10 protein-coding genes and 5 tRNA genes are annotated in these 13,323 nt (G+C 39.4%); 12 read left to right on the top strand and 3 right to left on the bottom strand.

The window, feature by feature from the left end:
• Window positions 1-36 precede the first annotated feature (36 nt).
• Window positions 37-1,125 carry a peptide chain release factor 1 gene (gene prfA, locus H4J54_RS07675; protein WP_182185068.1) on the bottom strand — a complete coding sequence of 363 codons (1,089 nt, stop codon included), beginning with the start codon at window positions 1,123-1,125 and terminating at the stop codon, window positions 37-39.
• Between the two features lie 188 nt (window positions 1,126-1,313).
• Window positions 1,314-2,582, bottom strand: coding sequence for a glutamyl-tRNA reductase (gene hemA / locus H4J54_RS07670; protein WP_182190295.1), 1,269 nt, complete (start codon window positions 2,580-2,582; stop codon window positions 1,314-1,316).
• Window positions 2,583-2,848: 266 nt separating this feature from the next.
• Here hemA and lolB point away from each other — a divergent pair, with 266 nt between their 5' ends.
• From lolB to H4J54_RS07615, 11 genes are all read left to right on the top strand, one after another.
• Window positions 2,849-3,463 carry a lipoprotein insertase outer membrane protein LolB gene (gene lolB / locus H4J54_RS07665; protein WP_182190294.1) on the top strand — a complete coding sequence of 205 codons (615 nt, stop codon included), beginning with the start codon at window positions 2,849-2,851 and terminating at the stop codon, window positions 3,461-3,463.
• Between the two features lie 10 nt (window positions 3,464-3,473).
• Complete coding sequence (gene ispE / locus H4J54_RS07660; protein ID WP_310650182.1) at window positions 3,474-4,334, top strand: 4-(cytidine 5'-diphospho)-2-C-methyl-D-erythritol kinase; 861 nt, start codon at window positions 3,474-3,476, stop codon at window positions 4,332-4,334.
• A gap of 123 nt (window positions 4,335-4,457) precedes the next feature.
• A complete protein-coding gene (locus tag H4J54_RS07655; RefSeq protein WP_182190293.1) occupies window positions 4,458-5,405 on the top strand; it encodes a ribose-phosphate pyrophosphokinase in 948 nt (315 codons plus the stop codon).
• A 453-nt stretch (window positions 5,406-5,858) separates the two neighbouring features.
• A complete protein-coding gene (locus H4J54_RS07650) occupies window positions 5,859-6,473 on the top strand; it encodes a 50S ribosomal protein L25/general stress protein Ctc (RefSeq protein WP_182190292.1) in 615 nt (204 codons plus the stop codon).
• A gap of 128 nt (window positions 6,474-6,601) precedes the next feature.
• Window positions 6,602-7,186: an aminoacyl-tRNA hydrolase gene (pth, locus tag H4J54_RS07645; protein WP_182138024.1), complete on the top strand. Its 585-nt coding sequence runs from the start codon at window positions 6,602-6,604 to the stop codon at window positions 7,184-7,186.
• Between the two features lie 32 nt (window positions 7,187-7,218).
• On the top strand, window positions 7,219-8,310 hold the full coding sequence (gene ychF / locus H4J54_RS07640; RefSeq protein WP_182138023.1) for a redox-regulated ATPase YchF: 1,092 nt from the start codon (window positions 7,219-7,221) through the stop codon (window positions 8,308-8,310).
• 979 nt (window positions 8,311-9,289) lie between these two features.
• Window positions 9,290-9,366: transfer RNA gene (locus H4J54_RS07635), tRNA-Met, on the top strand.
• A gap of 31 nt (window positions 9,367-9,397) precedes the next feature.
• Window positions 9,398-9,482, top strand: a tRNA-Leu gene (locus tag H4J54_RS07630).
• A gap of 51 nt (window positions 9,483-9,533) precedes the next feature.
• A tRNA-Gln gene (locus tag H4J54_RS07625) sits at window positions 9,534-9,608 on the top strand.
• A 63-nt stretch (window positions 9,609-9,671) separates the two neighbouring features.
• Window positions 9,672-9,746: transfer RNA gene (locus H4J54_RS07620), tRNA-Gln, on the top strand.
• Window positions 9,747-9,804: 58 nt separating this feature from the next.
• Window positions 9,805-9,889: transfer RNA gene (locus tag H4J54_RS07615), tRNA-Leu, on the top strand.
• Between the two features lie 366 nt (window positions 9,890-10,255).
• Here H4J54_RS07615 and H4J54_RS07610 read toward each other — a convergent pair.
• Window positions 10,256-11,425, bottom strand: coding sequence for an FAD-dependent oxidoreductase (locus H4J54_RS07610; RefSeq protein ID WP_259367166.1), 1,170 nt, complete (start codon window positions 11,423-11,425; stop codon window positions 10,256-10,258).
• Window positions 11,426-11,852: 427 nt separating this feature from the next.
• Here H4J54_RS07610 and miaB point away from each other — a divergent pair, with 427 nt between their 5' ends.
• Window positions 11,853-13,295: a tRNA (N6-isopentenyl adenosine(37)-C2)-methylthiotransferase MiaB gene (miaB, locus tag H4J54_RS07605; protein ID WP_182190291.1), complete on the top strand. Its 1,443-nt coding sequence runs from the start codon at window positions 11,853-11,855 to the stop codon at window positions 13,293-13,295.
• Window positions 13,296-13,323 lie beyond the last annotated feature (28 nt).

Genomic DNA, 13,323 nt, shown 5'->3' with positions numbered 1-13,323 from the left:
CAACCGACAACCTTTGCGCTACCACTGATGCACTCACTAATGCTGCTCAGCAAGCTCTGCTAATAAATCAGCCTGACTTTCTTGCATAATGGGCTCAAGTACTAAGTGTAAATTACCTTCCATGATTTCGTTTAAACGATAAAGTGTCAGGTTGATACGATGATCACTCATGCGCCCCTGTGGGAAGTTATAAGTACGAATTCGCTCAGAACGATCACCACTAGCCACTAAGTTACGACGAGAAGACTCTTCTGCACTTCGGCGTTTTTCATCTTCTATTTGTTGTAAGCGAGCTTGTAATACTGACATCGCTTGGGCACGGTTTTTGTGCTGCGAACGCTGGTCTTGACATTCAACCGCCACGCCACTTGGAATATGGGTAATACGAATAGCTGAATCGGTTTTGTTAACGTGTTGTCCACCCGCACCAGAGGCACGGAAAGTATCTACTTTTAAGTCAGCTTTATTGATTTCAATGGCTTGTGACTCTGGAATTTCTGGCATTACAACCACAGTACAAGCAGAAGTATGCACACGCCCTTGTGATTCAGTTTCAGGCACACGTTGCACTCTGTGACCGCCAGACTCATACTTCATCTGACCGTAAACACCAACACCGTTAACTTTAACAATAATTTCTTTATAACCGCCCTGCTCACTTTCGTTGGAGTTCATCAATTCGATTTTCCAACCTTGCTTTTCAGCATAACGGCTGTACATACGGAATAAATCACCGGCAAAAATAGCCGCTTCATCACCACCAGCTCCAGCGCGAATTTCAACAAAACAGTTATTGTCGTCTTTTGGATCACGAGGCAATAATAAAACTTGCAATTCCTCGGTCATTTTTTCTACCAATTTCTTCGCCGACTTAAACTCTTCTTGCGCCATTTCACGCATATCCGGGTCTTCATCTTTAAGCATTTCTTCTGCCGCAGCAAAATCATTCTCGGCATCTTGAAAGCGATGAAAGGCTGAGGTTACAACTTCTAATTGTGAAAATTCTTTTGATAATGCCTGAAACTTTTCTTGATTAGAAATAGTTTCAGGATCAGACAATAACGCTTGTACTTCTTCAAAGCGTTCGACAAGTATCTCAAGTTTTTGGTAAACAGATTTATTCATTAAATGATCTTATATAGTCAATAATTGATGAATTACCCGCGCATTATATTCGACTATGCAGGTAATTTATACTAAATAGGTATGCAAGCGAGCAGTATAAAGAGCTTAGCTCAGAGTTTCAACGGGTGTGAAGATAGCGAAAGGTAAATTATTGCCCGCTTAAATTAAAGACTAGGTAAACCCAGTGGCTAATCTTGATGGTCAATATTAAAAATATCGCGTAAGTAAATCAGCCGATCTAACTCTCCACCTTGTGCGGCCGATTGAATAGCACTGGTGGGTGCATGCATAAATTTATTGGTTAGCTTAGTGGCAAGCTCAGCAATTACCGCTTCAGGTTTTTTATTTGTCGCTAGTTGTTGCATGGCTTTTTCAAGCAATTGATCACGATTTTCTAAACACTGTTTACGATATGAAATCACCGTATCTTGGGTATTTAAGCCACGTAACCATGACATAAAAACAGATGATTGTTCAGTAACAATACCTTCGGCTAATACCGCTTCTTTGCGGCGATTATTTAAATTTTTTGCAATAATGTTTTGCAAGTCATCAACGGTGTAGAGAAATACGTCTTCAAGATCTGAAACCTGCTCTTCAATATCACGAGGAACAGCTAAATCGACCATAAACATGGGTCGATGCTTTCTTTTCATTAAAGCCTTTTCCACCATACCTTTACCTATAATGGGTAAAGTACTACCGGTAGAACTGATGACAATATCAGCACTAGACATCATTTCTGGAATTTGCGCGAGTGTTATAACATCGGCACCAAATTTTTTTGCCATGTTTTCAGCGCGACTTAAGGTACGGTTTGCCACCGTAATATGGCCAACATTATTTTCGTATAAGTGTTTAGCTACTAATTCAATAGTTTCCCCAGCACCTACTAACAGAACCCGGGTTTTATCTAAACTGGCAAAAATATGTTTTGCTAGGTTAACCGCAGCAAAAGCAACAGAAACCGCACTTGCCCCTATTTCGGTATCGGTTCTCACTTGCTTAGCGACACCAAAAGTACGTTGAAAAAGCCGGTCCATCACTAACGCCATCGAACCAGCCGCTTTAGCTTGCTTATAGGCTTGTTTCATTTGCCCTAATATTTGTGGCTCACCCAGTACCAAAGAATCTAAACCACAAGCAACACGCATCATATGATTAACCGCTTGTTGATCTTGATGCCAATATAAACTTGGCGTAATGGTAGACGCAGGAACATTGTGGTGTTGTACTAACCAACGTACTAAACGCTCTTGCGTTAAGGTAATATCACCTTCTTGAACGATATAAAGCTCGGTTCGATTACAGGTAGATAAAATCGCGGCTTCTTTACAATCTACTGAATGAATCAGTTCCTGCAAAGCCGAACTCAAGTTATCAGGGTTAAATGATATTTTTTCCCTAATGGCTACTGGAGCGGTTTTATGATTGATACCTAATGCAACTATCGACATATGAATATATTGAGTCCAAAAAATGTTAATGGCCGGCAGTGTCTGCGGCGGATGACTATTATCTTACGGCTGATTATACGCTTGTAATGACTATTCGACACAATTATCAGTTAGATATTGAAAAAAACCTATGATCTGAGATAAAAAATCGCGATAATTTTACGTAAAATCACCTTAAATTGAAAGCATGCAGTTATATGTTTTCGTTATTTGTTGTTTCTTTTGATGAAGCAAAGCTTATTTAATTTATTCAGCTCAGGAATGCTATGTATAATATACGACTCATTACGCTATTTTTTGTCAGTCTATTAAGTGCTTGTTCTAGCATCAACGATATACCCGTAGAGAATAATCAAAAAAACCAAAATATTGCCACACGCAACCAACAAGTATCACAGCTTGATAGCTGGACCCTAGTGGGGAAAATAGCCTTTATCGATAGTCAAAAGCGCCAAAGTGCGTCATTGCACTGGCAAAAAAATGCGGTTGGTCAAACCGAGTCGTTAAATTTATCGACCTTATTTGGCATTCAGGTATTAGCACTTACTCGACAGCAAGATAACTTTGTTTTAGAAGTTGACGGTAATCTTTATAATACGTCAGATTTAGACCATTTAATCTATACACTTACCGGTTTAGATTTACCGACGCGTGCCATGAGCCATTGGCTGAAAGGGCTAGCTTTTTTACCTACAGATAAGATAGATTACCATGCAAAAACTCAACTACCACAGTCTTTAACCAGTCATTATAACAATAAAAACTGGTTGATAAAATATAGTAAATATCATCACATTGGCCCATTTCAATTGGCTAAACAGCTAACGATTATTCAAGGCGATTTACGGATAAAAATTGTCATTCATTCATGGAAAGTTTAACGAGGTTATCGTGAATAAGCAGCCATTTATTGTATTCAAGTCACCGGCTAAGCTCAATTTGTTTTTACATATTGTCGGTAGAATGGACAACGGTTATCACCAACTAGAAACTGTTTTTCAGTTTCTAGATTACCACGACACTATCGCCTTGCGGATCACAGCAGATAAAGCCATAACGCTGCTGACGCCGATTCCCGGCGTAAACAATGACAACAATTTAATCATCAAAGCTGCACGATTATTGCAAAACTATAGCGAGTGTCAGCAAGGGGTGGATATTAAGATAGAAAAATTATTACCTATGGGCGGCGGCTTGGGCGGCGGTTCATCAAATGCCGCGACTGTGCTACTGGCACTCAATGCACTTTGGCAAACAAAGCTGACGATTAAACAACTTGCTGAACTTGGTATAACCTTGGGTGCTGACGTACCCATTTTCATTCATGGTTTTGCCGCATTTGCCCAAGGCATTGGCGAACAACTGACCCCCGCTGCACCAAAAACTTATTGGTATTTAGTTTCTAAACCCGATTGCAGCATTTCTACTGCCAGTGTTTTTGCAGCGAAAGATTTAACTCGAGATACGCCCACTATAGGTTACAGCGATGATGATATAGAAAGTTATCACAATGATTGTCAAACTTGGGTAATAAAAAACTACCCCGAGGTTGCCAAACTACTGGCTTGGTTGATAGAATACGCGCCGTCCCAGATGACTGGAACTGGTGCGTGTATTTTTTCACGTTTTAGCTCCAAACAAGACGCGTGCTATGTGCAATCTTTACTGCCAAACGGTATAGAATCATTCGTAGCCGAAGGACTAAATCAATCGCCCTTACATGCTGCAATTGCGGCAGTAAACGACAATTAAGTTCGGATAAAATTAATATAAATGCCATTAAAACTGGCAAAAATAAAATAATTTGCTGATATTTAACTCACCGTTTTATTCAGTATCGTAATTTAAATGTCAAAAGTTTCTAAGGAACTCACCGTGCCTGACATGAAGATCTTTGCGGGTAATGCCACCCCTGAACTGGCCAAACAAATCGCTAACCGCTTATACATCACCTTAGGCGAGGCCAAGATTGGCAGTTTTAGTGATGGTGAAATTAGTGTTGAAATTACCGAAAACGTACGTGGTGCGGATGTTTTTATTATTCAATCAACATGTGCCCCTACCAACGATAACTTAATGGAACTAATCGTGATGATTGATGCGCTACGTCGTGCATCAGCTGGACGTATTACCGCTGTTATGCCTTACTTTGGTTATGCTCGTCAAGACCGTCGCGTTCGTAGTGCTCGTGTCCCCATTACTGCAAAAGTTGTTGCTGACTTCTTATCAAGTGTAGGTGTTGACCGTGTTTTAACGGTTGATTTACACGCAGAACAAATTCAAGGCTTTTTTGATGTACCGGTTGATAACGTTTTTGGTACGCCTATCTTATTAGAAGATATGTTAGCGCGTAACATTGAAAATCCAGTGATAGTTTCACCTGATATTGGCGGTGTTGTTCGTGCACGTGCCGTAGCTAAATTATTAGATGATGCAGATCTTGCCATTATCGATAAACGTCGTCCTAAAGCAAACATTGCGCAAGTAATGCACATCATTGGTGATGTTAAAGGTCGTGACTGTTTTATTGTTGATGACATGATTGATACTGGTGGTACATTGGCAAAAGCGGCTGAAGCATTAAAAGAACACGGTGCTAAACGCGTATTTGCTTATGCAACTCATCCGGTATTTTCTGGTAATGCCGCTGAGAACTTAAAAAAATCAGTAATTGATGAAGTTGTTGTTACTGACTCAATTCCACTATCAGATGAAATTAAAGCGCTGGGTATAGTTCGTCAACTTACCTTAAGTGGCATGTTGTCAGAAGCTATTCGTCGAGTATGCAACGAAGAATCTATTTCTGCGATGTTTGACGCTTAAGCGTTAATCAAAAAATATCATTCAAAAAAAGCACCCTTAGGTGCTTTTTTTTATTGTTATAAATCGAAAGCCCTTGCTCATAATAGCCTTATACCAATTTCATTAATTAGGTGCTCTACTTTATACGCAGGAAAAATGGCCAAATATAAGGCATTTATTTAATAACTAGTTGTGCTAATTATTAAATAAATAACGCAGTAGTTAGTTGTTTTAACCAGTAAAAATGATCAGATAATTAGTGAGATTGGTATTACCTTTAAAAGTAACATAAGTAATGGATTTCGATTCATCAGAGTGTTATCATGCTGCGCCTTTTTTAGCTAATTACGCTTGGATAGTGTTTCACTAATAGTGAAGTACTAGTTAATCGCTAATTAACCGTAAAAAAAGGAACAGGTTGCTTTTGGTCGCAAAAAGCAACGACCTTTAATTATTAAATAATGGATATAACCCATGATTGATTTATTTACATTGGATGCTGAAGTACGTACAGATTTAGGGAAAGGTGCGAGCCGCCGCCTACGTCACGCGAGCAAAGTTCCAGCGATTTTATACGGTGAAGGCCAAGAGCCTGTTTCTTTAACGTTAGCACACAAAAATGTTTTTCGTGCCCAACAAGAAGAAGCATTCTACTCTCACGTTTTAACTATCAACGTTGACGGCAAGCCTGTTGAGTGTCTTTTAAAAGACATGCAACGTCACCCGTTTAAACAACTTGTCATGCATTTAGATTTTTTACGTATCGATGCAACGCATGTTGTGCAAGTTAATGCTCCAATTCATTTCCTTAATGAAGAAGCAGCAGAAAAACTAGGTGGCAAAATTGCTCATCTAATGAATGAAATAGCAATTACATGTTTACCTGCTGACATTCCTGAGTTTATTGAAATTGATCTTGCTAATTTAGCTGTTGGTGAAACAATACATTTATCAAATGTTACTTTGCCTAAAGGCGTTACATCTGACGAATTAGCTAAAGGCGAAAGCCATGATCAAGCCGTTGTTACTGTGAACGCTCCTAAAGTTCCAAATGCTGACAGCGAAGCAGCTGAAGCTGCTGCTGAGTAATAGTTAACTTTACGCATGATGAACAAGCTTAAAGGGAGATGTTTTTATAACATGCCCTTTAAGCTTTTTAGTTTTAAATACACTTGAATTTATTGACCTTAAGTTTGATAACAAGAGTAAATAATTAGATGGCGATTCAATTAGTAGTCGGTTTAGGAAATCCAGGTTCCGAATACAGTAAAACCCGTCATAACGCTGGTGATTGGTTCGTTCAAGAGCTTGCTGCACGTAACAACATTTCACTAAAACCAGAAAAAAAATACGCTGGTCTATACGGTAAGGGGTTAATTGCAGGGCAATTAGTTCATCTTCTCATTCCTACTACCTTTATGAATTGTAGTGGTAAAGCCGTAGCCCCTTTAGCCAATTTTTTTCGTATTCCTGTTGAAAGCATTCTTGTTGCTCACGATGAGCTAGATATGTTACCTGGCGTTTGTAAAATCAAACAAGGTGGTGGTCACGGTGGCCACAACGGCTTACGTGATATCATTTCATGTTTGGCTAATAACAAAGAATTTTATCGGTTACGCATTGGTATTGATCATCCAGGTCATCGCGAACGCGTTACTGGGCATGTGCTTGGCAAAGCGCCGGCCAATGAACAAAATTTAATTGACCAAGCGATAGACGAAGCTGCGCGCTGTTTTGAAATTTGGCAAACAGACGACATTAAAAAAGCACAAAATCGTCTACATTCTTTTAAAGCGCAATAAAGGTTATTGCGTCAACATAATAGGTAAACATCATGGGATTTAAATGTGGTATTGTTGGCTTGCCCAACGTAGGTAAATCAACGCTTTTCAATGCGTTAACTAAAGCAGGTATTGAGGCAGCAAACTTCCCCTTTTGTACAATCGAGCCTAATACGGGTGTTGTGCCTGTACCCGACCCACGCTTAGACGCATTAACAAAGATAGTAAAGCCAGAGCGTGTGTTAGCAACCACCATGGAATTTGTTGATATTGCAGGCTTAGTGGCTGGCGCTTCAAAAGGTGAAGGTTTAGGTAACAAATTTTTAGCTAATATTCGTGAAACTGATGCCATTGGTCATGTTGTTCGTTGTTTTGACAATGACAATATTATTCACGTTGCTAATAAAGTTAGTCCCATTGATGATATTGAAGTGATCAATACTGAGTTAGCCTTATCTGATATGGACACCGCAGAGCGCGCTATTTTTCGTTTAGCTAAGAAAGCCAAAGGTGGCGATCAAGAGGCTAAATTTGAAATGCCCGTCTTGGAAAAAATACTAAAGCATGTTGAAGATGGTGAAATGATCCGTTCTTTAGTCTTAACGAAAGAAGAAAAAGCTGCCGTTGCTTATTTAAACTTTTTAACCATCAAGCCAACTATGTATATCGCCAATGTTAATGATGATGGTTTTGAAAATAACCCTTACCTTGACCAAGTGCAGAAAATTGCTGATTCCGAAGGTGCCATAGTGGTAGCGGTTTGTGCTGAAATTGAAAGCGAATTATCTGAAATGGATGATGAAGACCGTATTGAATTTATGGCTGAAATGGGCTTAGAAGAGCCTGGCCTAAATCGTGTTATCAATGCGGGTTATTCTTTACTTCACTTGCAAACCTATTTTACCGCTGGTGTAAAAGAAGTAAGAGCTTGGACAGTGAAGCAAGATGCTACCGCACCACAAGCGGCTGGTGTTATTCACACTGATTTTGAAAAAGGCTTTATCCGCGCTGAAGTAGTTGCCTATGATGATTTTATCGAGTTTAACGGTGAGTCTGGTGCGAAAGAAGCGGGTAAGTGGCGTTTAGAAGGTAAAGAGTATCGCGTTAAAGATGGCGACGTGGTGCATTTCAGATTTAATGTTTAAACTTTAATTTTTAATTAAAGTTTAAACGACCAAAAAAAGAGAGCTTAGGCTCTCTTTTTTTTTCTCCCATAAGCTAGCACTTGATCTGTTTAACGTTAACGCTAGCTCTTTGCAGTTAAGTAAAGCGCTTGTCATCATCCTCAAACATTAAAATATAACATGCCTATGCAGTTGGCTCAGGTGATGCCTGCTTCCTGAGTAAGGTACATAGGCATGAAATATAATTCAGTTATAGCCATTTAATTAAGTGGACTACTTGTTGATACAGAAAAAAGTATAAATTGTACAACACAGTAGTTTTTCATTTTCACCATTAAAAATTAACAGCTAATTAATCAACTGGGTATTAGATAGCCGTTTCACCTCAAGGCTGAGGAGTTGCAGAGCTAAGTTAGAAAATCGGATTAAGGCACAATTACCTATATAGCTAGAAACCGCGACTTAGATGAATGCACTAATGCCGTGGAGCCATAGATAGCTGAGAACGGCTAAGAACAGTGAGATAATTATCAATTAGTATCTCTCCTATGTAAATGTCGGTACTTACCTTTAGTCTGGAACCATCTGCCGTGAAGAGTTTTCACTGCGCGCAACAAGATCATAAACTTAATAAAACCGGTATAACTCTTTTTAGACTTACTGAAATCTACTAACAAAATAATAAAACTTGGTTTTAAAGCAGACTTAGTCACTCAATAAGACAATAAAGCATAAAACGTTTCGTAAAAGTTTAGTGATTATTAAAAAAATCTTGTGGTAAAAGCTAGCAAGGAAGTTATTAAATAGTCATGATAAGCAAACTCATTAAACTAGCTTACTATTAGCTTTGTCTTTTGGGGCTATTTCTGTGCAGATATCCGACAAATTGCACAGCGATTAGCCAAACAAGAAAAAAGTCTTATTTTTTGATAAAAAACGGTTGACGTAAGGCGATCAGATTTGCATAATACGCGCCACTTGCTGAGAGGCGAGATGGAAAGGCTACATAGCTCAGCTGGTTAGAGCACATCACTCATAATGATGGGGTCCCAGGTTCAAATCCCGGTGTAGCCACCACTTTTCACTCTTAGTAAGAAATAGAAAAAATGCGGGTTTGGCGGAATTGGTAGACGCGCTGGATTTAGGTTCCAGTATCGAAAGATGTGAGAGTTCAAGTCTCTTGACCCGTACCATTCTATTAACAAGTATCATCATGGTATTTGTTATAAAGTAAGTAACATTGTTGGGGTATAGCCAAGCGGTAAGGCAGCGGGTTTTGATCCCGTCATTCTGAGGTTCAAATCCTCATACCCCAGCCACTTTCTTTTGCGTTATTTGAAAGTTCATCAATGTTTCTCACTTTAAATCTAAAAGTATCCAGTTGGGGTATAGCCAAGCGGTAAGGCAGCGGGTTTTGATCCCGTCATTCTGAGGTTCAAATCCTCATACCCCAGCCACTTTCTTTTATGTTAACTGTTTTATAATTTCAATTTATTGAGATTACTACCTGAATATGCGGGAGTGGCGGAATTGGTAGACGCGCTGGATTTAGGTTCCAGTATCGCAAGATGTGAGAGTTCGAGTCTCTCCTTCCGCACCAATTCTAGATGTAAATTTTCTACCCTCCTTCTATACCGTTATCACAACTAAAATTGTCCTTATAACATTCCCTAGATATTGTTTCGCATACAAAATACACTTTAACGTTTAATCTAAGCTGATTTTTACTCTCTGTTCGCTTTCAAAATAAATACGCTTGCTAATATTCAGATTATTTTTCCTGATTACCCCCCCACGTTATTTATTTAATCACTATCGCTGCATCAATACAGTTTATCAGACCATGCCGGGGCCTATTGTCCTAAAAAAGGCGTTATTAAAATAAACGCCTTCTCTTTGGCCGTTTTCCCTGCGAATAAAGTAGAGCAGATAACTAATGAAACGGTTACAAAACATTAAATTAACGCTATACACCACACGCATAAGCTAAGGCTTTATTTTTCAAGTTTGGCACTTTATTCACCATCATTAAGCCAGCATTTCGGGCAAGCTTAACTAAAGGTGATACATGGCCAAATGACAAATATAATGCATCCATAGTAGTCATCATTAATAAATTATCCATTCTTCTTTTTTGTTGATAACGCGATAAAACGTCTGGTTGATGCCATAACTCGCCATTACCGATAGCTTTTGCAATAACATGCTGCAAGGCTTTAACATCTTTAAAGCCTAAATTAACCCCTTGTCCTGCCATAGGGTTAATCGTGTGTGCCGCGTCGCCTATTAAGAGTACACGGCCTTTCTGGTATTGATTCGCATGTCGTCGTGTCAGGGGAAACGAGGCTTTATTAATGATGGCTATTTTTCCTAAACACTTTGGAAAGTGCTGCATTATTTCTTGCGTTAGATTGTCATGGGATAATGCTGATAAGCGCTTTATTTCATCTTTATTATGATACCAAACCAATGAAGCACAATTCCCTAACATAGGGAGCATGGCAATAGGGCCTGTTTGAAAAAACTGTTGCCAAGTTATATCTTGTTGCGGCTTTTCGGTCTCGACATTGATTAACAGAGCAGATTGGGCATAGTCCCAACCTGTGGTGCCAATATTCACCAGTTTACGGACATAAGAATTCGGACCATCGGCACCAATAACTACGTTAGCTTTTATAGTGCCTGACGATAAAGTTAACTCAACGTCTGTTAGGCTTTGCTCAAGTTTAATTAAGGTTTCAGGGCACAATAAAGTAACATTGCTGTGTTGCTGCATTTGTTGCCATAAAGAAAGTTGTATCAACCTATTTTCAACAATATGACCTAAATGCGTTTGATCGATATCTTTGGCATTAAACTCGGTATAGCTTTGCTCAAGCTCCCATACGCCAAGGCGCTTATAGGGGCACACTCGCCATTTTTGCAACTGCTGCCAAGCACTTAATTGTTTTAACAATTGCTCTGAGGCTAACGAAATCGCTGAAACCCTCAAGTCAAAGGCTTGTTCAGGAGAAAACTTTTCTGGCACACTTTTTTCAATAATGGCGACACTTAATCCTAGCTCAGCCAGTGATAAAGCACTTGCCGCACCTACCATGCCACCACCAACAACAACACAATCAAACTGATTCATCATGATTTTTACAACTTTATGAACGTTAGGTTATTCTACCCAACCTGATATCTTAATTCGATGTTTATGTGCCCTATGATGCAACAATAGCCATATCACTCATTTTCTCATTATTCAGCTTGTGAACCTAACTCACGACTCGGTTATTTATTTGCTCGTTTTACCCGCATATCAAGTAGACCCTCGCATGAATGAACAGGGTAAAACTCAAGTGAAGCACTCGCAAAAAAACGCACCATTAAACACTTAAAAGTAAAACTCGCCGCTTCAAATTTCTGATGACTCACAGCGCTAAACTAAAAACTTAAAACTATTTTTAACCAAGATATTTCTAAGCTAGCATCATAGGCAAAGAAAGAGTAAAATATGGCTCCTTAAATTCTCTAGCAAAAACTAGAATCAATTCATAGAAAAGATTAGGCGCGAAACAATGAGTAAAAAGCTATATATCAAAACTTGGGGCTGTCAAATGAACGAGTATGACTCGCAGAAAATGGCTGAACTTTTAGACTCTACCCATGGCTTTGAATTAGCCGAAGCAGCTGAAGATGCTGATGTTATCTTACTTAACACCTGCTCTATCCGTGAAAAAGCACAAGAAAAAGTATTTCATCAGTTAGGTCGCTGGAAAAATCTCAAAGTAAAAAATCCTGATTTAATCATAGGGGTTGGTGGTTGTGTTGCTTCACAAGAAGGCGATGCTATTCGTCAACGTGCCCCCTATGTAGATATGGTTTTTGGTCCACAAACCTTGCACCGTTTACCTGAAATGATCCAACAAGTTACCGGTCACAAAGGTCATGTTGTTGATGTGAGCTTCCCAGAGATTGAAAAATTTGACCGCTTACCTGAGCCAAAAGCCGATGGCGCTACTGCCTTTGTTTCTATTATGGAAGGTTGTAGTAAATATTGTACCTTCTGTGTAGTGCCTTATACCCGCGGTGAAGAAGTCAGTCGTCCGCTTGATGATGTCTTATATGAAATTGCTCAGCTTGCCGAACAAGGTGTGCGCGAAGTCAATTTACTTGGCCAGAATGTTAACGGTTATCGTGGCGATTCGCATGACGGTAGTATTTGTCGTTTTTCTGAACTGTTACGCCTAGTCGCTACCATCGACGGTATTGACCGTATTCGCTATACCACATCACATCCAATCGAATTTACTGATGACATTATTGATGTTTACGCTGATGTGCCTGAGCTTGTTAGTCACTTACATTTACCCGTGCAAAGTGGTTCAGACCGTATTTTAACGCAAATGAAGCGTGGCCATACCGCTTTAGAGTACAAGTCTCAAATCCGTAAATTGAAAAAAGTTCGACCTGATATTTGCATGTCATCTGACTTTATTATTGGTTTTCCAGGTGAAACTGATGCTGATTTTGAAGCGACGATGAACTTAATTAAAGCAGTAGATTTTGATTTAAGTTTCAGCTTTATTTACAGTGCTCGCCCAGGTACACCTGCGGCCGATATGGTTGATGACATTAGTGATGAAACTAAAAAGCAACGTTTACAAATATTGCAAGACCGTATCAGCCAACAAGCACTGCAAATTGCACGTCATATGCTTGATACCGAGCAACGTATTCTAGTTGAAGGTCCGTCAAAGAAAAATCCAATGGAATTACGTGGTCGAACAGAGAATAATCGTATCGTAAACTTTGTTGCTCCACATACCGTTATTGGCCAATTTGTTGATGTCAAGATTACGGATGTTTATGCCAACTCGTTACGCGGTGAACTGATTCGCCAAGAAAGTGAGATGGGTTTACGTATCGCCCATTCACCCGCTGACATTTTGGCTAACAACCATCACCAAGCAGAACAAAATCCAGTGAATGAGCTAGGGGTAGCCACCTTTACGCCTTAAGCCATTATTATTCATAAAAGTAAATATT

The organism is Colwellia sp. MB3u-8 (assembly GCF_014076985.1).
GTDB lineage: Bacteria > Pseudomonadota > Gammaproteobacteria > Enterobacterales > Alteromonadaceae > Cognaticolwellia.
This window is presented reverse-complemented; position numbering and strand designations above follow the sequence as displayed.

Bases quoted from the DNA above. Each gene is read 5' to 3' on its own strand.
- prfA (WP_182185068.1), bottom strand. From the start codon at position 1,125: ATGAATAAATCTGTTTACCAAAAACTTGAGATACTTGTCGAACGCTTT.
- hemA (WP_182190295.1), bottom strand. From the start codon at position 2,582: ATGTCGATAGTTGCATTAGGTATCAATCATAAAACCGCTCCAGTAGCC.
- lolB (WP_182190294.1), top strand. From the start codon at position 2,849: ATGTATAATATACGACTCATTACGCTATTTTTTGTCAGTCTATTAAGT.
- H4J54_RS07650 (WP_182190292.1), top strand. From the start codon at position 5,859: ATGATTGATTTATTTACATTGGATGCTGAAGTACGTACAGATTTAGGG.
- pth (WP_182138024.1), top strand. From the start codon at position 6,602: ATGGCGATTCAATTAGTAGTCGGTTTAGGAAATCCAGGTTCCGAATAC.
- ychF (WP_182138023.1), top strand. From the start codon at position 7,219: ATGGGATTTAAATGTGGTATTGTTGGCTTGCCCAACGTAGGTAAATCA.
- H4J54_RS07610 (WP_259367166.1), bottom strand. From the start codon at position 11,425: ATGATGAATCAGTTTGATTGTGTTGTTGTTGGTGGTGGCATGGTAGGT.
- miaB (WP_182190291.1), top strand. From the start codon at position 11,853: ATGAGTAAAAAGCTATATATCAAAACTTGGGGCTGTCAAATGAACGAG.